The following is a 19,072-nucleotide window of genomic DNA, read 5'->3' as shown; positions in this document are numbered from 1 at the left end:
ATTCCCGGGGGCTTCTGAATTGTCAGATTGGTATATGAAATAAGTTGTATGTTATTCTTGGCTTCTATGGGTATATGACTTTCTGGCCTTCAATAATGTAGATACCTTTTTTTACCTCTTTTACAGGGCATCCGGATAAATCGTATATAGATTTCATGGTTCTGTTCCCGTGAAGATGGACAGGTTTGACAGACAAGCCGCCTTCTCCGATAGAGAAATCTGTTACTCTGTTGCTCATCGTGTTCAAGGCTCTGACATCCGTTGCTTCCAAAGCCCGATTGTATAGGATAAGGTCATCCATCCTTACGTCTACGGAACCCCAAAAAGAGCCGTAGCCTAAATAGAAATTAGGGCATGATTGAATAAAGTCTATGACCCGATTATAATCAAAGTCTTTTGTGTCTGTAATATTGATGCCATTACAGTTTCCGATGTATTCAACGTCACGTATCTTACTTCCGTTGACGTATATGGTACACCCTTGGCTACGTGAAATGGTTATCGTGACGAGACACCATTTACCGACAGGAATACGTTCGGAGATAATACTACCAGGATGGTTGATGTCGAACCAGTCTTTGCCATTGTTAAAGCCTACGTAGGAATTACCTGTAAGATATAGCCTGGTGTTAACCGCAGGATTGTAGAAAGACCATATTGCGTCCCATGGAATGTCGTCAGTACGTTTCACCCATAAAGATACGGTCATACCTTCCAAACGCTCATTCCTTAGCGGATTGGGCATTTGTGTGTAGCTGCAATAGCCGCTTGCGCCGAAATATTGGTGCAGGATGCTGCCGTTGCGCAGACTGTCCTTTTCCAACGACGGTTTGTTGTTGCCGCCTTGCGACAAGCGCTTGGCTGTTTGTACGTGGTCGTATGCATTGACGAAAGGCTCTTGGTCGAAATCATAATATGCTTTTATGCCACCAAGCCAATTACCGTCGGGCAGAGATTCCTTGCGGGCTTTCACGTGGAACGTGTCAGTCCAAAAGTAGTCACCGCAGGACAGTTCGCAGGATAATTGCACGGGGATGTCTTCCGTCAGGCCGGCCGGGTTGTATCGTCCGGTATGGGAAACCACGTCCGGAGTGTCGGACTCCCATTTGGCGTTGACATTGATTTCCTTCTCCAGTCCATACAAGTCCATGTTGCGCGAGATGTATTGGTTGTCCTTGACCGGAATGGTGGTTGTATTGAGTGTATAAGCCAAGGCGTATGCATCTCCCATCCGGTATCCCCATAGATTTGTGCCATTGTCGCCACATGCAGTGAAACAGACGGCTTTGATAGTGGTCGGTTCCATTTGTTGCTCCGTTACGACTCCTTCGTAAACCGTACCGTCCAAGTTCAAGGTGATGTATGAATTGCCGTCATATATCTTCCAACTTCCGCTGTGTGCCCCTTCTACCTTCCCGTCTTCGCGGAGTTGGATTTCTGTGGGTACGGCCTCTTCGTAGGCGGCATGGTTTTGCCCGTAGGGATGGACGAGGACGTGGTAGCGGCCTGCCACCTCTTTAGCGTCGAACAGTTGGGAAGAGGCAATCTGACGGTCGCCTGTCGTTTCTCCGTGGAACTCGAACGGAGCGGCTACGGGCCAACCAGAACGGTTCAGGAACAGTTGGTGCACACGAACCTGATGTCCCGCCGTTCCGTCGTTGAATTTGGTATGGTAAACCAAGTAAGTGCGTCCCTCCTCTGCGGCAAGCACGGAATTATGTCCTTGTGCACGTTCACCGACATTCATAAATCCCCAATGGTTGTAGGCTCCCAATAGCTTTTCACCCCGGGTGTCTGCATTGGGACCGTAATTAAGTTTCCAACTTGTGAAGATGGCATCGGTCCCGTTCATGTCCTTGTACGGGCCGTCCGGACGAGACGAACGGAATACGCGCATCTCGTATCCGCCGTTAGGTTCAAGCCCGCCATAGCTCATGAACAAGTAATAGTGGTCGCCGATATGTTCGATATAAGAACCTTCGCCCGATACATAACGACCGCCTGCGATTTTCTTTCCGAAGTACGGGTCGGATGTCACGTTAGCCCCTTTCGTATCGAAGTCCCCCGTATAAGTGACGTTGTAGTCCCGCAGACCGGTATTCGGATCTAATTGCAGGATATAGATGCCACCCGACCAAGAGCCGTACGACATCCATAACGTCCCGTCTTCATCGTAGAACACGCAAGGGTCTATGGCGTGCGGCCAATAATCTCCCCATTTTTCCTGTTTATACCGTGCAGGGAGGCTCGATTGCTTTCCGATGACTAATTCCAGATCGGTCTTGTGGAAGGAGATGCGTTCGTCCGTGTCGCTGCGGAATCCGCTGAATACAACAGGACCTTGGTAGACGTAAGGCCCTTCTATGCGGTCGGCCGTGAGCAGGATGATACAAGAATTCCATTGCGGACCGTTCAGGCTGAGGTATTGGCACCATTTCCCCAACACGGGATTGTAAATAATGTCCGGAGCCCACATGTTGCCGTCTACGGTCCATGGCGTTTCTTCTCCATTGGTACCGGTACCGGGAAGGGCGCAGTTCCAGGCTGCGGCATCGAAATTACCGAAATCCACCGTTTCGCCGTGGATGGTGATTTTCCGCGTTTGGTGGGTGTGGAAAGCGTCTGCCGGAGCTACGTCGGACGTGATTGTCCCGTCTGTATTCACCATGCCCCAAGGAAAGGACACCCCGGTCCAGTTCTGCAAATCCCGGGTTTTGGCAGTGGCCATGTGTGAACCGAAGACGTAATACAGCCTGCTCCCCTCATCATAAGCGATGGAAGGGTCGTGCGCACTGGTGCGTTGCATGTTTATTGTGGAATATTTGTTTTTCGCATCTTCCGTAGTCACGGGAATCCGGAGAGGCTCCTCTTGCCCATGTGAAGGCAAGGAGTGGGATAGCGTAACAGTGAGCACCAAACTTTTCAATAGGGAGCAGAATACTTTTTTCATGACTTTAATCAGGCTAATGGTTATAGTTAAAATGGTTTTAAAACACAAAACGCAACTAACTTTCCTGAAGTTAATTGCGTTTGTATTAAGTTGCGGAGGCTCGACTCGAACGAACGACCTCCAGGTTATGAGCCTGGCGAGCTACCAACTGCTCCACTCCGCGATGTGTTTCTTGTTTCTGTGTGCAAAGGTAGTGCTTTTCCACAGAATGGCCAAACAAATCACGGATTATTTTTGTAAAAAGGCGAATGTAGCCGGTATTTCTTGTAGGGTATTCCTTGTCTTGCAGCGGTGGTAGGCTACCATTAGTCTTGTACAAGGATATAGTTTATTGGGCTTTCTTCGTTGGTGGCTTCCTGTTTGAAGATGGCCGGCCGGAGACCGTCGTTGCAACTGCAGATGGCAATGCCTGCTTTGCTTATCCAATCGCCGTAGTAGAACGGCTCTTTCGTTGCGCCGTGGGCCAACGCAAATACATATTGGTAAATCGCTTTCCAAGCCTCGTCGCAAAATCCGTCGGGTTTGGCATAGTCGGCATAAAATACCTGTCCTTTGCGGAGCATCGGGCATGGGGCAGTCCTGCTGCGCCGTATGCAAAATTACGGAAAAGCCGGTATGGCGGCAATAAAGTCTGTGTTAATTTGAGCCGGGCTTACCCGTTTCGGATAACAATGGCAGGCTTTTTTGCCGGACTGAAACGAAAATTAAGGGGGAAATATTGCCTGCTTGCCGGATTTCGCTTACATTTGTAACAGTTATGGCTGTTTCGAAGACAAGGACACGATTGGTGGATGTGGCGCGAGGGCTGTTTGCCAAGCAAGGGCTGGAGAATACGACGATGAACGATATTGCCGTAGCCTCGGGCAAAGGACGCCGTACGCTTTACACTTATTTCAAGAATAAGGAAGACATTTATTTTGCCGTGATAGAAACGGAGTTGGAGCATCTTTCGGCCCAGTTGTCGGAAGTGGCCAATAAAAGGACGGATTTGGAGGAAAAACTGGTGGAAATCATTTATGTCCATTTGCATTCCATTAAAGAGGTCGTGTTGCGCAACGGTAATTTGCGTGCCGAATTCTTCCGTAATATCTGGATGGTGGAGAAGGTGAGGAAACATTTCGACCAAAAGGAAACGGAGTTTTTCATCGGGGTGCTGAAGGAAGGAGTCGCCTCGGGTGAGTTTTCCATAGAGAATGTGGCGTTGGTGGCCGACGTGATGCACTATTGTGTGAAGGGGTTGGAGGTGCCTTACATCTACGGCCGCTTGGGAGAGGGACTGAACAAGGCGGAAACGCGCCGCATGGTGAAGACATTGATACACCGCGCATTGCGGGGTGAACGTTGACAGATAATATATTTAACCATTAAATAATAAAAAAGATTATGGGATTATTGACAGGAAAGACGGCTTTGGTGACGGGTGCCGCCCGCGGTATCGGTAAGGCCATAGCCCTGAAGTTTGCCGCCGAAGGCGCGAACGTGGCTTTTACGGATTTGGTAATTGATGAAAACGGGCAGGCTACCGAGGCAGAAATCGCCGCTTTCGGCGTGAAGGCCAAAGGCTACGCTTCCAATGCGGCTGATTTTGCACAGACGGAAGAAGTGGTGAAGCAGGTGAAAGAGGATTTCGGCTCGATAGATATTCTGGTAAACAATGCCGGTATCACCAAGGACGGCTTGATGTTGCGTATGACGGAGGCGCAGTGGGACGCAGTGATTGCCGTCAATCTGAAGTCGGCTTTCAACTTCATCCACGCTTGTACGCCTATTATGATGCGCCAAAAGGGCGGTTCCATCATCAATATGGCTTCCGTGGTGGGCGTGCACGGCAATGCCGGGCAGTGCAACTATTCGGCTTCCAAGGCCGGTATGATAGCTTTGGCCAAGTCCATAGCTCAGGAGATGGGAGCCAAAGGTATCCGTGCCAATGCCATAGCACCGGGCTTTATCGAGACGGCCATGACGGCAGCATTGCCGGACGACGTGCGTGCGGAATGGTGCAAGAAGATACCTTTGCGTCGTGGCGGCACGCCGGAAGACGTGGCCAACGTGGCACTTTTCTTGGCTTCCGACCTGTCTTCTTACGTGTCGGGACAGGTTATCCAGATTGACGGTGGCATGAACATGTAATCCGTATGGACGTAGTCTACGAAGACAACCACCTCATCATCGTCGACAAAAGCAGTTCGGAGATTGTGCAGGGCGACAAGACCGGCGACAAGCCTTTGGCGGAGATGGTGAAGGAATACATCAAACAGAAGTACCACAAGCCGGGGAACGTGTTCCTCGGCGTGGTGCACCGTTTGGACCGTCCCGTGAGCGGACTGGTGGTCTTTGCCCGTACCGGCAAGGCTTTGGCCCGACTCAACGAAATGTTCCGTACGAAAGAAGTGCACAAGACGTATTGGGCCATTGTGGGGAATTGTCCGCCTGCGGAAGAAGGGGAACTGGTGCATTGGTTGGTGCGTAACGAGAAGCAGAACAAGTCGTATGCTTACGACAAGGAAAAGCCCGGGGCGAAGAAAGCCATCCTCGACTATAAGCTTATCGGACGTTCGGAACGTTATTTCCTTTTGGAAATAGACCTCAAAACCGGTCGCCACCATCAAATCCGCTGCCAGTTGGCCAAGATGGGTTGCCCGATCAAGGGAGACCTGAAGTACGGTGCGCCGCGCAGCAACCCCGACGGGAGCATTTGCCTGCATGCCCGCCGTGTGCGTTTCGTCCACCCCGTATCCAAGCAAGAGATAGACGTGGAGGCACCCGTGCCCGAGGGCAATTTGTGGCATAGCTTCCAAAATGACAAATAGTCATTTCCGGGCCGAGGGGAATGGCGTATTTGCAGGCCGGGACGGGTGCGGTCGCGAATAATGGATTCTCGTGCGTTGGGAATCTGACAGAATGCTGCCTTTTGTTTTTGGAGCTTTCTTTTCGATAGAGGATATGCCATGTTTTCCGCATGGCTTTTTTATATGTCTTTCCGTCGGGCGTTTCCGCTGTCGTTTTGTTTTTCTTTTTTTGAGGCTGTCGGGCTTCCATTTACGTGGAAAAACAGGTTTTTCGGCATCTCTTCTCCACGGTAAGAAGTCGTTTTTCCGTCTTTTGGTACAGGTTGCTCGCAAGTTCTGCGGACATTGGAAAATCGCTTTCAGCCGAATGATTTTTCATTCGGCTGAAAGCGATTCCGGGAAATGCCGCATGGAAGCAAAAGATGTCCTTTTTACATGGCTTTTTGTTAACGTTTGGCTTCTCATGGCAGGAGTTTCCGTTTTTGGGGCTATGGTGTAAAAGAGGCGGTTGCTGTCTTTTTGCCGGCATTTTCATTTCTTTTCCTGACATCCTGTCCGCACGTAAGTGTTGGCTTGTGCGGCTGTCCGTAATGCCGGATTTTTCGTTTTTTTGGCCGGATTCAGGCTGTATGCCTTGAAAATGATACAAAAAACAAAATAAATGTAACATAGGCGAAAGAGAAATCTTGTTTTTATTCGTAATTTTGCGGCAGGAACAATCAAATAATTAATCAATAATCCATGAAGAAATACTTCTTGCTTGCATGTGCGTTTTGTGCGTTTGGGGTGGCAGATGCGGCCACCATACAGTTTTCAAGTCCTGATAAAAAGTTGCAGGTGACGGTGGCCGATGACGGTGGCCGCCCTACTTACCGTGTCGTTTGCGGTGAGACCGTGTTCTTGGAACAATCTCCTTTGGGATTGTTGACGAATATCGGTGATTTCTCACAAGGGATGACCTTGCAGGAATCTTCTTTTTCTTCCTCGCCGGTGTCCGGCCACTATGAATTGCCTACTATAAAACGCAGCAAGGTAGACGTACAGGCCACGAAAGCGGTTTGCCCTTTTTATAAGGACGGCAAGCACATTTTCGATGTCGTGTTCCATGTGTCCGACCATGATGTGGCCTTTAAATATAAGATGTATCCACAGGGGAATACCTTGTGCTGTGTGGTCAAGGAGGAGACGACGGGCTTCGTGCTTCCTCAGGGTACCACGACATTCCTCTGTCCGCAGGCCGGGCCGATGGGAGGATTTGCGCGAACCAGCCCGAGTTACGAGACATCGTACACCGCAGACGGTGAGATGGGAAAGAACGGTTGGGGTAACGGTTACACGTTTCCCTGCCTGTTCCGTACGGGGAATAAGGGCTGGGTGCTGATTTCCGAGACAGGAGTGGACAGCCGTTATTGCGCAAGCCGCTTGATGGGAAAGGACGGCGGCCTTTACACCATCGGTTTTCCTCAGGAGGGGGAATATAACGGTAACGGGACGGCCTGCCCCGGTATCGCCTTGCCGGGCGAAACGCCTTGGCGCACGGTTACCGTGGGGCAGACGTTGGCACCGATTGTGGAGACCACCATACCATACGACGTGGTAGAGCCTCTCTATGAGCCTTCGCGCCGGTATGTCTACGGTCGTGGCACGTGGAGTTGGATTATCGCAGGCGACAACAGCATGAACTATGACGAACAGAAGCGTTATGTGGATTTTGCGGCGGACATGGGTTACGAGAGCGTGCTCGTGGATGCATGGTGGGATTCGCGCGTGGGATACGAACGGACGGCAGAACTGGCCCGTTACGCGGCAGGCAAGGGGGTCGGCCTGTATTTGTGGTACAATTCCAACGGTTATTGGAACGATGCGCCCCAAGGGCCGCGTGGCCGCATGGACAACATGATAGTCCGCCGCCGGGAGATGAAATGGATGAAGGAAACCGGCATCCGGGGTATCAAGGTAGACTTTATCGGAAGCGACAAGCAACAGACCATGCAACTGTATGAGGATATCTTGGCAGATGCCAACGATTACGGTTTGATGGTGATTTACCACGGTTGCACCCTTCCGCGCGGTTGGGAGCGGATGTATCCCAATTTCGTGGCCAGTGAGGCTGTATTGGCCAGTGAGAACCTGAACTTCTCGCAGAAAAGTTGCGATGCCGAGGCTTTCAATGCCAGCCTGCATCCTTTCATCCGGAATACGGTGGGCAGTATGGATTTCGGTGGCAGTGCGCTGAACAAGTATTACAATGCGAAGAATGAACCGCGCGGCAGCCGCCGGGTGACGTCCGATGTCTATGCGTTGGCTACGGCCGTATTGTTCCAGTCGCCCGTGCAACATTTTGCCCTCGCCCCCAACAATCTGACGGACGCTCCGGCTTGGGCGATAGATTTCATGAAGCAAGTGCCTACGACGTGGGATGATGTCCGTTTCATCGATGGTTACCCCGGGAAATACGTCATTCTGGCGCGTCGTCACGGCGATAAATGGTATGTGGCGGGAGTGAACGCGCAGCAGGAAACGCTGAAGACGGAAATCAGCCTGCCGATGTGGGCTTCCGGTACGGAATTGCAGGTATATGCCGATGACAATAAGTTGCAGGGCGAAGTGAAGTCGGTGAAGTTAGGGAAGAAACAGACCGTGAAAGTAACGATTCCGTGCAACGGAGGTCTGATGATGGTAAATCGGTAGAAGAATGATGACGTTCTTGAGCATGATGGTTTTATGCTTCGCCTTAGGTTGGCCGGCCTTGGCGAGGGCACAAGGGAATCCGTGGAACAACCCGGTCGTGTCGCCCCGTGTGGGTACCGGAGGGGAAGTGACTTTTTCGGTCAGTGCCCCTTCTGCTTCACGGGTGGAGCTTTCGGGGCAGTTTATGGACGGTACATGCCCGATGCGGAAAGGAACTGACGGGGTGTGGAGCGTGACGGTAAAGATAGGCCGCCCCGACATTTATCCTTATTCGTTCCGCATCGACGGGGTGGAGGTTTCCGACCCGAGCAACCCCCTGGCCTTTCCCAACGAACGTTTCAAGGCCAGCTTGTTGGAGATGCCGGACACGGCAGCCCTCTATGCACGCCATAAAGATGTTCCGAGGGGACAGGTACGCTATTGCAGTTATTATTCCGAGGTCTTGCAGACCGACCGTACGATGTTGGTGTATACCCCTCCGGGCTATGACCGGGAGGCCGGTCGGCGTTATCCCGTGCTTTATCTCGTGAGCGGCACGACCGATACGGAGGAAACCTGGTACAAGGTGGGGCGCGTGGATGCCATTTTGGACAATCTCATCGCCAGGGGGGAGGCCGAGCCGATGCTCGTGGTCATGCCGTACGGTTATATGCCGTCCCACGGTACGCCTATGCCCTCATCGCCTGAGGCTGCCGAAATGTATGCCACCTTTGCCCGCGAACTGACGGAAGCCGTGATACCCTATGTGGAGTCGGAGTTCCGTACGGAACTTTCGCGTGAGTCCCGTGCGGTCGGCGGGTTCTCGCGTGGCGGCGGGCAGGCTCTGTTTGCAGCCTTTTCCCATCCTGAATTGTTCGCCCATGTGGCTTCTTATAGTGCCTATCTTACTCCGCAGGTGATGGACCGTAATTTCGGGCGGCTTATGGAGGATCCCGCACGTATGGATTCCCTCTACCGGGTGAAATGGTTCGGTGTCGGGCGCGGGGATTTCCTCTATGCCGATGTGATGAGGCACCTTGATTATTTTCGGGAGAAAGGTATTTCCTGCCGGACGCGTATCACGGACGGGGGACATACATGGATGAACGCCCGTGCCTACTTGGCTGAAACGTTGAGACTTTTCTTCCGGTCGCCCGAATCCTGAAGATGTTTTTTTGACTGTAAAATAATAACTTTTAAATAATAGATTGGTAAAATGAAACATTCACTTATGACTTCTGCCCTCGCCGCATTGTTGGCATGTGCAGGGCAAACTGTGCTTTACGCACAAGATCCCATTATCCAGACCAAGTACACGGCCGACCCCGCGCCAATGTTGCATAACGACACCGTATTTCTTTATACATCCCATGACGAGGACGATGCACAGGGATATGGATTCAAAATGTTGGACTGGCAGCTTTATACTTCTACCGACATGGTGAATTGGACAGATCATGGTGCCGTTGCTTCATTAAAGGACTTCACATGGCGTAAGCGTGACAATGGAGCATGGGCTTTGCAGGTCGTCGAACGTAACGGCAAGTTCTACATGTACTGTCCGCTTCACGGCAATGGCATCGGCGTGTTGGTATCTGACTCGCCTTACGGGCCTTTTAAAGACCCTATCGGCAAGCCGTTGGTATGGCAAAAGGAGCATTGGGACGACATCGACCCCACAGTATATATCGACGATGACGGTCAGGCTTACATGTATTGGGGTAACCCCAATCTTTATTACGTGAAGCTCAACGAAGATATGATTTCTACCTCGGGCGATATCGTGAAAATCGGCAAATTGAAGACTTACCAGGAAGGGCCATGGTTTTACAAGCGCGACGGCCATTATTACTTGGCCTTTGCTTCCACCTGCTGTCCCGAAGGAATCGGTTATGCCATGAGTGATTCGCCCACCGGTCCGTGGGACGTGAAAGGATACATCATGCGTCCTACCGAACGCACGCGCGGTAACCATCCGGGCATTGTGGACTACAAGGGGAAGACTTATGTGTTCGGACAGAATTACGACCTCTTGCGTCTGGAAATGGAGGAACATCACGAACGCCGTTCCGTATCTGTGGCTGAAATGCATTATAATGCAGACGGCACGATTCAGGAAGTGCCTTATTTCAAGGATGTGAAAGTGGAACAGGTTGAACTTTTCAACCCATACCGCCGTGTGGAAGCCGAGACGATGGCTTGGGGCTACGGCCTGAAGACGGAGAAGATGCCGGGCGGCGGCATTTATGTGACGGCGGTGGACGATGGCGACTCGTTGATTGTACGTGGGGTGGACTTCGGGAAGCGTGGTGCCAAACGTTTCCGTGCTTGCATCGCTTCGGAACAAGGTTGTACCGTCGAAATACATTTGGACAGTGTCGACGGGCCGTTGGTGGGAACGTTGGAGGTGAAAGCCACCGGAGGCATGCAGGCGTATAAAGAAATGGAATGCCGCGTGAAGGGAGCTAAAGGCGTACATGACTTGGTATTCCTCTTTAAGGGCGGTGCCGGAAAGAACCTTATGAATTGGGATTATTGGCGTTTCGGCTGAAGTCGTAAACGATAAAAAAGAAAGTAAATGCGCACGGGAGGCCGGATAGGTGAACTTTTCCAAAGTCGGTTTCCCGTGTGCTTTTTTTGTAAAAGACTATTTTTTCCCGTTGTTCGTTTGTTGCCATGTAACATAGGTTTTCCTGATGTAACATGTCGGTGAAGGATTCAACATGGTTATCATGAATTTCAACGGGAGGATGGCTTGGGAACATGGGTCGGAATATAATTTTGCATCGTGAAACTATAAAACAATAGACAAGATGAAAAGGACAGTTTTGCTTTTTTGCGGGCTATCTTGTGTGGCCTTCGTGACTGCGCAGGATTACCAACGTACTGATTACGGTATTAAAGCCACAGTGGATGCCGTGGATGTGGAGGTACAGTTTTTTACGCCCTCTATGGTGAGAGTGGTCAAGTCGCCCCATGGCGAGAGTTTCAAGAAAGAAAGCCTGTCGGTGGTGGCTTTGCCCGAAAAGGTGGGTTTCAAAGTCGGCACCAAGGACGGTGCCATCGTGATGGGTACCAAGGAACTCCAAGTGAGCTTGGACACGTCCACCGGTGCGCTTTCCTATGAGACAGCCGATGGCAGGCACTTGCTTGCCGAGAAGCCGGCGGAGAAACCCTTCACTCCTTTTGACGATGCCGGTGATGCGACTTATAATGTATACCAGGCTTTCAAATTGGAGACTGACGAGGCCATTTACGGCTTAGGACAGTTGCAGAACGGGAAGATGTCGCAAAGAGGGCAAGTGAAGAATCTTGTGCAGGGCAACGTGGAGGATGTCAGCCCTTTCATCCAGTCTACCAAAGGATACGGGCTTTTCTGGGACAATTATTCACCTACGCTCTTTACCGACAATGCCTCGGAAACATCTTTCCGTTCGGAGGTGGGTGATTGCATGGACTATTATTTCATGTACGGCGGGGATGCCGACGGCGTAGTGGCGCAGGTGCGGCATCTTACAGGTGAAGTGCCGATGCTCCCACTTTGGACTTATGGCTACTGGCAGAGCAAGGAGCGTTATAAGAGCCAAGGGGAAACCGTGGGAGTCGTGCGCAAATACCGTGAATTAGGCGTGCCTCTCGATGGCATCATACAAGACTGGCAATATTGGGGACACAACTATTTGTGGAATGCCATGGACTTTCAGAACCCTCAATTCAATAATCCCCGGAAAATGATAGATGACGTGCATGCGATGAACGCGCACATGGCGATTTCCATCTGGTCATCGTTCGGTCCGGCTACAAAGCCTTACCGGGAGTTGGCTGATAAAGGCTTGCTGTACGATTTCCGGACATGGCCTGCATCAGGGACGGAAAGTTGGCCGCCTAATATGGAATATCCTTCCGGTGTGCGGGTGTATGACGCTTATTCTCCCGAAGCCCGTGACATCTATTGGAAATACCTGAACGAGGGAATCTTCAAGCTTGGCATGGATGCATGGTGGATGGATTCTACCGAACCGGATCATCTGGATTTCAAGCCCGAAGATATGGACACGAAGACCTATATGGGGTCTTTCCGGAAAGTACGTAATGCCTATCCGCTCATGTCCGTTGGTGGAGTGTACGACCATCAGCGTGCCGTGTCGTCGGACAAACGCGTGTTCATCCTGACCCGTTCGGGCTTTTTGGGGCAGCAGCGTTACGGGGCTAATGTGTGGAGCGGCGACGTGGGCTCATCATGGGAGACCTTGCGTAAACAGGTGCCGGCCGGCTTGAATTTCTCGCTTTGCGGCATGCCCCATTGGAACAACGACATCGGTGGTTTCTTTGCCGGGCAATATAATAAGAGTTGGAACGACGGGACGGCTCCTAAGAATCCTCTTTATCAGGAGTTGTACGTGCGTTGGCTGCAATTTGGTGCCTTTACTCCGATGATGCGTTCCCACGGAGCGGATACACCCCGTGAAATATACCAGTTCGGAAAGAAGGGCGAACCCGTGTACGATGCCATTGAGAAGATGATTCGTTTGCGTTACTCGTTGTTGCCTTACATTTATTCTACGTCTTGGGAGGTCACGCACCGGCAATCTACGTTCATGCGCGCTTTGGTCATGGACTTCCCGAGAGACAAAAAGGTGTGGAATATGAATGATGAGTATATGTTCGGCAAGGCTTTCCTCGTGGCACCCGTACTTGAGGCTCAGTACACTCCCGAAAAAGTGGTGAAAGTGGACGAGGAAAGCGGTTGGAACCGCGACAATGCGGGGAAGGCTGATGAAAGGGTACACGTGGATTTCATGCAACAGAAGTCCGCAGAGGTCTATCTTCCGGCAGGGACTGCATGGTATGACTTTTGGACAAATGAGAAAATGGAGGGAGGGCGCACCGTGACACGTGCCACGACGCTCGACATCATACCTTTATATATTAAAGCAGGTAGTATCGTGCCTCTCGGACCCGACGTGCAATATGCCACGGAGAAGCCGTGGGATAACCTGACTCTCCGTGTTTACCCGGGTGCTGACGGCAGTTTTGTGCTTTACGAGGACGAGTTCGACAATTACAATTACGAGAAAGGAGCTTATACAGAGATTCCCATGGCCTGGGATGATTCCTCGCGTCGTCTGACTCTGGGAGCACGCAAAGGCGAATACAAAGGCATGTTGCAATCCCGTAAGTTTACGGTGTTGCTTCCCGACGGGCGGCAAAAGGCCGTGTCTTATAATGGAAAGAAAGTTTCGGTGAAATTTTGATAAGGTGTCCTTTGTCGTGTGGCAAAGGTGGAGTCCCCGCAAGAGGCTACGTTTGCAAGCCTTTTGCGGGGGCTTTTGTTCAGGTTTCATGCCTAAGGATAAGGCTTGTCTTTTGGTATGCCCATTTGCTTAGGCAGAAAACCGGATAGGAGGCTAATATTCCGGCAATGGCATCCACTAAGTAATGTGCCTGGATATAGACTGTGGCCAGTGTCAAAAGGAGGGCGAAAGGTGATAATATGAAGAGGAAACGTTTGCTTTGCGGACGGACCAGATAGAGCAGGATAAAAGTAATGCCGATATGTGAGGAAGGAAAAGCGGCTGTCGGGCGTTCGCCGGAATCCTGCGCCCATTCGACTAAATGACAGAAAAAACCGTCGGCATAGCCCGGTGATGGGAGCATGTCGGTACGATGGCTGAAGTAGGTACCTAAAGACGGGAATATCCCGCTTTCGGCACATTCCGGGGTTATGGCCTGAAAATAGAACTGGGGGCCGGCAACGGGGAGGAATATATAGATGAGGTAAAAGATGAAAAAGGAGCACATGACAGTGAATGAGGCTTTCTCGTAATGGTTATTGCGACAGAGAAAGAAGAAAACCATGACGGCCACAATCATGGGATAATAAGAGAAATAACCCATATTTACGGCTTCGGAAAACCAAGGCCATGGGCAAAGGCGGCTGAACTCCAATGAGGGTTGGCAACTGAAAAGCACTGCATCCCATCGGGCGAATATGTGGTCCAAATTGGGAAACGTCCGGTTGAACTCGTAAGTGTCCGGATACCAGTAGCTGAGCAAAGCCATCTGTGCTGTGATGCGGATGAAAGTCATAAGTCTGCGCGGCCAAAAGAGATAGATTCTCCACAATAAGATTGTACCGAGAAAGATGTACAGACGGTCGGCCAACATGTCCCGAGGGTGGTCCATGTCCGGCCAAAGCACGAACATGGCCAAGGTCGTGAGGATGCTGTAAGTTATGGCCAACCATTCAATCGGCCATAAGCCTTTGGGCTTATTGTCGTTTCCGGTAAGCCATTGGACGGAAATTCTCATAGCCATCCCTCCTTTTTATACCAGTCCATCGTTTCTTTGACTCCTCGTGCCAAAGGGTATTCGGGACGGAAATCCAACTCTTCCACGGCCGGTTGGATGTCGCATTGCCAGTTGCGTTGGCACAGAATGTGGAATTTGTCGCGGTTAAGGGTGGTGGTGCGGCCCCGCCATGTGCTGAAGCTGCCATTTATGGCACATACGAAACGAAGGAACCATACCGGAGCCTTGATGCGGAGCATGAACGGATGTCCAAGCTCCGTGCGTATCAAGTCGCTGAATTCAGTACTGTGGTATACGTTTCCGTCGCTGATGAAAAATTCGCGCCCGATGACATCTTTTACCATGGCAGAGAAAACGGCTTGTACAAGGTCTTTCACGTAAACGAATGTGATTTCCTGCGGACGGTATCCTACGCTGAAGTCTACGTGCTGTTTGATACTTTGCGCCATGACGAAGTAGTCTTTTTCACGTGGCCCGTACACACCGGTGGGACGGAGAATGACGTAGGGAAAATCTTTCAAAGACTTGAGATAACGTTCGGCTTCCAGCTTGCTTTCCCCGTATGCCGTGTTGGGGCGTGGCGTATCATTTTCCCGTATCGGGGCATATATCCAGGGATTGTCCGAAGTGGCGTGACGTACTGCCTGTTCGCGTATGGCACCGAACACGCTGAGGGAACTGATGAAAATAAAACGCCCGGGCGCCATGTCCAGTTCGCGGAGCGCATCGACAAAATGACGTGTTCCCTCCGTATTGGTGCGGAAAAAGTCTTCACGTCGGATACATTTGGTGGCTCCGGCTGCATGTACGATGACATCCCAACCTCCGAATTCGGCTTTGCATGCCGCCAGTTGGGGGCGTAGGATTTCAGGATATTCCATGTCTAATTCGACGAAACGGATTCGGGAGTCCTGAAGATAGTTCCGGCTACTGGTGGCGCGCATGCCTGCCCATATCACGTGTCCTTCCGTCAGTCCCTTTTCAACGATAAAACTACCGATGAAGCCGCTTGCTCCTGTTACTAATATTTTCATACGCGTTTGTTCTATTTGTTTTATTTCCTGTAAGTTCCGTCGGCATCCTTCACAGGCTCCACATGGATACCCACATGGGTTTCATTTCCGTATTTCTCTTTCAATTTGTTTTCTATGACCGATGCCTTGGCGTGTGCTTCATACAAAGTCAAATGCCCGTCCATCCGGACGTGCATCTCTATGGCATAGTGGTTGCCGATGCGGCGTGTGCGCAAATTGTGTATGGCCGATACTCCCGGTGTGTTCTCCGCAATGAGGCAGATTTCCTTTTCTATTTCGTCCGGCAATGATTTTTCAGTCAGCTCGTCCACGCACGGTTTCAAGAGTTGGACGGACACCTTCATGATGAAGAAACTCACGATTACAGCAGCCATGGGGTCGAGCACGCTCCATGATTCGCCCAGGGCTATGGCCCCTCCGATGCCCATGGCTGTTCCAATGGAAGAGAAAGCATCGCTACGGTGATGCCAGGCGTTGGCTATGACTGCGCTGGAATTGATTTTGCGTCCCACGTGAATGGTGTAACGGTATATCAGTTCTTTGGAGACGATGGAGATGATGGCTCCTGCGAAAGCAAGCATGCCCGGGACAGGAAGACGGCCTCCTTGCCATACGGTTTGGATGGCTCGCAGTCCGTTCCAACAAATGCCTGCGCCTACGGCAAAAAGTACAATACCGATTATTGCCGTGGCTAACGTCTCATATTTGCCATGGCCGTAATCGTGATTTTTATCTTGCGGTTTATTGGAAATACGTGTGAAGATGAGCACGACGATGTCGGTTGCAAAATCAGATAAAGAATGTACGGCATCGGCTATCATGGCTGCGCTGTGCCCCAGAATTCCGGCTATGAACTTGAATACGACTAACAGAAAGTTGACAAAACTTCCTGCCCATGTAACTTGATAGATGGCTTTTTCCCGTTCGGTTAGTTTCATTGGTCTGTTGGCTTATGAAAAAGAAAGAACAAAGATAAGCATTTTCAGAAAAAATAAGAGATAAAAGAGGAGCGGAATGAATAAATATGCTTAACTTGCAGAAAGATTACAGATAACAAACCTCTAAAATATCAAATTTATGGGAAAAACAGGAAAGAAGGGCGGCAAGCGCCTGAAGAAAAAAGAACTGGCGAAAATGTTAATGGAACTTTTTCAAAATAATCCCGCCGAGGTTTACGACATTAAACGTATATTCAGAGACTTGAAACTGGACACGCATCCTGCCAAGTTGCTTTGTATGGACTTGTTGGAAGATTTGGCGATGGATGATTATATAAAAGAAACAGAGAAGCTGCATTTTCGCTTGAATACCACGGGGCAAGTGTTTGAAGCCATATTCAATCGCAAAGCGAACGGTAAAAACACCGTGACCCCGTTGGATGGAGGAGAGCCTGTCCTTGTGGCCGAACGGAACTCTTTGCACGCCATGGGAGGAGACAAGGTGAAAGTGACTTTGTTAGCCCGCAGGAAGCATCATGTACGCGAGGCACAAGTGGTCGAGATTCTCGAAAGGAACGACAAGTCGTTTGTCGGAAAGTTGGAAGTGCGTAAGGATTTTGCTTTCCTGCTCACCGAAGACCGTACGTTGGCCAACGACATATTTATTCCTAAAAAAGCGTTGAAAGGTGGTAAAAGCGGAGATAAGGCTGTGGTGAAGATTACCGAATGGCCCGAACATGCCAAGAATCCGATAGGTAAGGTCGTGGATATATTGGGGCAGAGTGGAGACAATACCACGGAAATGCACTCCATTTTGGCCGAATACGGCTTACCTTATGCTTATCCCAAGTCTGTGGAAGATGAGGCTGAGAAGATTGACCCGGGCATCACTGCCGAAGAAATCGGGCTGCGTGAGGACCTGCGTGAGGTGACGACTTTTACCATCGACCCGAGGGATGCCAAGGATTTCGACGATGCGATTTCCATTCGTAAAACGGACGACGGATTGTGGGAGGTAGGAGTACATATCGCAGATGTCTCGCATTATGTAAAAGAGGGGAGCGTTATAGACAAAGAAGCTGTGAAGCGTGCCACTAGCGTGTATTTGGTAGACCGGACGATTCCGATGCTGCCTGAACGTTTGTGCAATTTCATCTGTTCTTTACGTCCGAATGAAGAGAAGTTGACTTATAGCGTCGTGTTTAAATTGGACGACAAGGCTGTAGTCAAAGACTGGCATCTGGCTCATACTGTCATTAAGAGTGACCGCCGTTTTACGTATGAAGAAGTACAGAAGGTGTTGGAAGACCATAAAGAAGCTTCGCCTGAAGACTATAAGATGCCGGGCGACCATGAGGCAGATCCGAACTTTAACGGGCCGGATGTGTTGCCGGCCGAACATTTTGCCACGGAATTGATTACATTGAACCGCTTGGCCAAACAACTTCGTGCCCGGCGCTTTGAGCATGGCTCCATCAATTTCGACCGTAGTGAGGTACGTTTTGACATAGACGATAAGGGCAAGCCGATAGGAGTGTATTTCAAGGTGGCGAAAGATGCGAATAAATTGGTGGAAGAGTTTATGTTGTTGGCCAATCGTACAGTAGCCGAGAGCGTGGGGAAGCAGCCTAAAAATAAAAAGCCCAAGACGCTGCCCTACCGTGTACATGATTTGCCGGATCAGGACAAACTGATTAATCTGAGTGAGTTTATTGTGAAATTCGGCTATAAACTGAAACCGACAGGGTCTAAGGAAGAGGTGGCCAAAGGATTGAACAAGCTATTGACCGACATTCAGGGGAAGAAAGAGCAAAATCTGATAGAAACCGTTTCGTTGCGGGCCATGATGAAGGCACGTTATAGTACGCATAATATCGGGCATTATGGGTTGGCTTTTGATTACTATACGCATTTTACTTCCCCTATCCGCCGTTATCCTGACGTGATGGTGCATCGGTTGCTGACGCGGTATGCTGACGGAGGGCGCAGTGCCAGCCAGGACAAGTATGAAGAGTTGTGTGAACATTGCAGCGCGATGGAGCAGTTGGCAGCCAGTGCCGAGCGTGCCAGTATCAAGTATAAGCAGGTGGAATTCATGAGCGACAAGTTAGGGCAAGTGTTTGAAGGAACAGTCAGCGGTGTGACGGAGTTCGGCCTGTATGTGGAAATCAATGAGAATAAATGTGAAGGTATGGTACCCTTGCGTGATTTGGATGACGATTATTATGAATTCGACGAGCGTAACTACTGCTTGTGGGGACGCAAGCACCATCATCGTTATTCTCTGGGGGATACGGTACAAGTAAAAGTTGTGAAAGCCAATTTGGAAAAGAAGCAATTGGATTATGCTTTGGTCAGGGAATGAGAGGGCGGAATCCA

General features: G+C 50.4%; 13 protein-coding genes, 1 tRNA gene and 1 pseudogene. 9 read left to right on the top strand and 6 right to left on the bottom strand.

What is annotated here, in order from left to right; genetic code table 11:
- Nucleotides 1–64: 64 nt before the first annotated feature.
- The 3 genes and pseudogenes from HMPREF9442_RS06740 to HMPREF9442_RS06730 all read right to left on the bottom strand — a co-directional run bounded on the left by HMPREF9442_RS06740 (nt 65) and on the right by HMPREF9442_RS06730 (nt 3,575).
- The gene (locus HMPREF9442_RS06740; RefSeq protein ID WP_040602724.1) at nt 65–2,950 is read right to left on the bottom strand and encodes a family 43 glycosylhydrolase; all 2,886 of its coding nucleotides are present in this window, start codon (nt 2,948–2,950) and stop codon (nt 65–67) included.
- A 90-nt stretch (nt 2,951–3,040) separates the two neighbouring features.
- Nucleotides 3,041–3,113: transfer RNA gene (locus HMPREF9442_RS06735), tRNA-Met, on the bottom strand.
- Nucleotides 3,114–3,255: 142 nt separating this feature from the next.
- Nucleotides 3,256–3,575: pseudogene (locus tag HMPREF9442_RS06730) on the bottom strand (TIGR04076 family protein).
- Nucleotides 3,576–3,707: 132 nt separating this feature from the next.
- Between HMPREF9442_RS06730 and HMPREF9442_RS06725 the strand changes: the two are divergent.
- The 8 genes from HMPREF9442_RS06725 to HMPREF9442_RS06690 all read left to right on the top strand — a co-directional run bounded on the left by HMPREF9442_RS06725 (nt 3,708) and on the right by HMPREF9442_RS06690 (nt 13,664).
- Complete coding sequence (locus tag HMPREF9442_RS06725; protein WP_008626717.1) at nt 3,708–4,295, top strand: TetR/AcrR family transcriptional regulator; 588 nt, start codon at nt 3,708–3,710, stop codon at nt 4,293–4,295.
- 38 nt (nt 4,296–4,333) lie between these two features.
- A complete protein-coding gene (gene fabG, locus HMPREF9442_RS06720; RefSeq protein ID WP_008626716.1) occupies nt 4,334–5,080 on the top strand; it encodes a 3-oxoacyl-[acyl-carrier-protein] reductase in 747 nt (248 codons plus the stop codon).
- Between the two features lie 5 nt (nt 5,081–5,085).
- Nucleotides 5,086–5,760, top strand: coding sequence for an RluA family pseudouridine synthase (locus HMPREF9442_RS06715; RefSeq protein ID WP_008626714.1), 675 nt, complete (start codon nt 5,086–5,088; stop codon nt 5,758–5,760).
- 91 nt (nt 5,761–5,851) lie between these two features.
- Complete coding sequence (locus HMPREF9442_RS16200; protein ID WP_147639889.1) at nt 5,852–6,238, top strand: hypothetical protein; 387 nt, start codon at nt 5,852–5,854, stop codon at nt 6,236–6,238.
- Between the two features lie 242 nt (nt 6,239–6,480).
- A complete protein-coding gene (locus HMPREF9442_RS06705; RefSeq protein ID WP_008626710.1) occupies nt 6,481–8,430 on the top strand; it encodes a glycoside hydrolase family 97 protein in 1,950 nt (649 codons plus the stop codon).
- Between the two features lie 4 nt (nt 8,431–8,434).
- On the top strand, nt 8,435–9,574 hold the full coding sequence (locus HMPREF9442_RS06700) for an esterase (RefSeq protein WP_008626708.1): 1,140 nt from the start codon (nt 8,435–8,437) through the stop codon (nt 9,572–9,574).
- 51 nt (nt 9,575–9,625) lie between these two features.
- On the top strand, nt 9,626–10,960 hold the full coding sequence (locus tag HMPREF9442_RS06695) for a glycoside hydrolase family 43 protein (RefSeq protein ID WP_008626706.1): 1,335 nt from the start codon (nt 9,626–9,628) through the stop codon (nt 10,958–10,960).
- 262 nt (nt 10,961–11,222) lie between these two features.
- On the top strand, nt 11,223–13,664 hold the full coding sequence (locus HMPREF9442_RS06690) for a glycoside hydrolase family 31 protein (RefSeq protein WP_008626694.1): 2,442 nt from the start codon (nt 11,223–11,225) through the stop codon (nt 13,662–13,664).
- A gap of 79 nt (nt 13,665–13,743) precedes the next feature.
- Here the strand turns inward: HMPREF9442_RS06690 and HMPREF9442_RS06685 are convergent, their stop codons facing one another.
- From HMPREF9442_RS06685 to HMPREF9442_RS06675, 3 genes are read right to left on the bottom strand one after another with little or no spacing between them, the layout of a single operon-like run.
- Nucleotides 13,744–14,727, bottom strand: coding sequence for a phosphatase PAP2 family protein (locus HMPREF9442_RS06685; RefSeq protein WP_008626693.1), 984 nt, complete (start codon nt 14,725–14,727; stop codon nt 13,744–13,746).
- Nucleotides 14,718–15,755 (bottom strand): NAD-dependent epimerase/dehydratase family protein, encoded by a 1,038-nt coding sequence (locus tag HMPREF9442_RS06680; RefSeq protein ID WP_008626692.1) that lies wholly within the window; start codon nt 15,753–15,755, stop codon nt 14,718–14,720. The genes HMPREF9442_RS06685 and HMPREF9442_RS06680 overlap by 10 nt, the downstream gene beginning before the upstream one ends.
- Before the next feature lie 20 nt (nt 15,756–15,775).
- Nucleotides 15,776–16,693 carry a cation diffusion facilitator family transporter gene (locus HMPREF9442_RS06675; RefSeq protein ID WP_008626691.1) on the bottom strand — a complete coding sequence of 306 codons (918 nt, stop codon included), beginning with the start codon at nt 16,691–16,693 and terminating at the stop codon, nt 15,776–15,778.
- A 139-nt stretch (nt 16,694–16,832) separates the two neighbouring features.
- Here HMPREF9442_RS06675 and rnr point away from each other — a divergent pair, with 139 nt between their 5' ends.
- The gene (rnr, locus tag HMPREF9442_RS06670; protein WP_008626690.1) at nt 16,833–19,058 is read left to right on the top strand and encodes a ribonuclease R; all 2,226 of its coding nucleotides are present in this window, start codon (nt 16,833–16,835) and stop codon (nt 19,056–19,058) included.
- Nucleotides 19,059–19,072: the final 14 nt, after the last annotated feature.

Origin of the sequence: Paraprevotella xylaniphila YIT 11841, assembly GCF_000205165.1 — a bacterium.
Taxonomy (GTDB): Bacteria; Bacteroidota; Bacteroidia; order Bacteroidales; family Bacteroidaceae; genus Paraprevotella; species Paraprevotella xylaniphila.
The sequence above is the reverse complement of the archived record's forward strand: the minus strand, read 5'-3'. Positions and strand labels throughout refer to the sequence as shown.

Excerpts from the sequence above, each read along its gene's own strand:
- HMPREF9442_RS06740 (WP_040602724.1), bottom strand. The coding sequence starts at position 2,950 with ATGAAAAAAGTATTCTGCTCCCTATTGAAAAGTTTGGTGCTCACTGTT.
- HMPREF9442_RS06725 (WP_008626717.1), top strand. The coding sequence starts at position 3,708 with ATGGCTGTTTCGAAGACAAGGACACGATTGGTGGATGTGGCGCGAGGG.
- fabG (WP_008626716.1), top strand. The coding sequence starts at position 4,334 with ATGGGATTATTGACAGGAAAGACGGCTTTGGTGACGGGTGCCGCCCGC.
- HMPREF9442_RS06715 (WP_008626714.1), top strand. The coding sequence starts at position 5,086 with ATGGACGTAGTCTACGAAGACAACCACCTCATCATCGTCGACAAAAGC.
- HMPREF9442_RS16200 (WP_147639889.1), top strand. The coding sequence starts at position 5,852 with ATGCTGCCTTTTGTTTTTGGAGCTTTCTTTTCGATAGAGGATATGCCA.
- HMPREF9442_RS06705 (WP_008626710.1), top strand. The coding sequence starts at position 6,481 with ATGAAGAAATACTTCTTGCTTGCATGTGCGTTTTGTGCGTTTGGGGTG.
- HMPREF9442_RS06700 (WP_008626708.1), top strand. The coding sequence starts at position 8,435 with ATGATGACGTTCTTGAGCATGATGGTTTTATGCTTCGCCTTAGGTTGG.
- HMPREF9442_RS06695 (WP_008626706.1), top strand. The coding sequence starts at position 9,626 with ATGAAACATTCACTTATGACTTCTGCCCTCGCCGCATTGTTGGCATGT.
- HMPREF9442_RS06690 (WP_008626694.1), top strand. The coding sequence starts at position 11,223 with ATGAAAAGGACAGTTTTGCTTTTTTGCGGGCTATCTTGTGTGGCCTTC.
- HMPREF9442_RS06685 (WP_008626693.1), bottom strand. The coding sequence starts at position 14,727 with ATGGCTATGAGAATTTCCGTCCAATGGCTTACCGGAAACGACAATAAG.
- HMPREF9442_RS06680 (WP_008626692.1), bottom strand. The coding sequence starts at position 15,755 with ATGAAAATATTAGTAACAGGAGCAAGCGGCTTCATCGGTAGTTTTATC.
- HMPREF9442_RS06675 (WP_008626691.1), bottom strand. The coding sequence starts at position 16,693 with ATGAAACTAACCGAACGGGAAAAAGCCATCTATCAAGTTACATGGGCA.
- rnr (WP_008626690.1), top strand. The coding sequence starts at position 16,833 with ATGGGAAAAACAGGAAAGAAGGGCGGCAAGCGCCTGAAGAAAAAAGAA.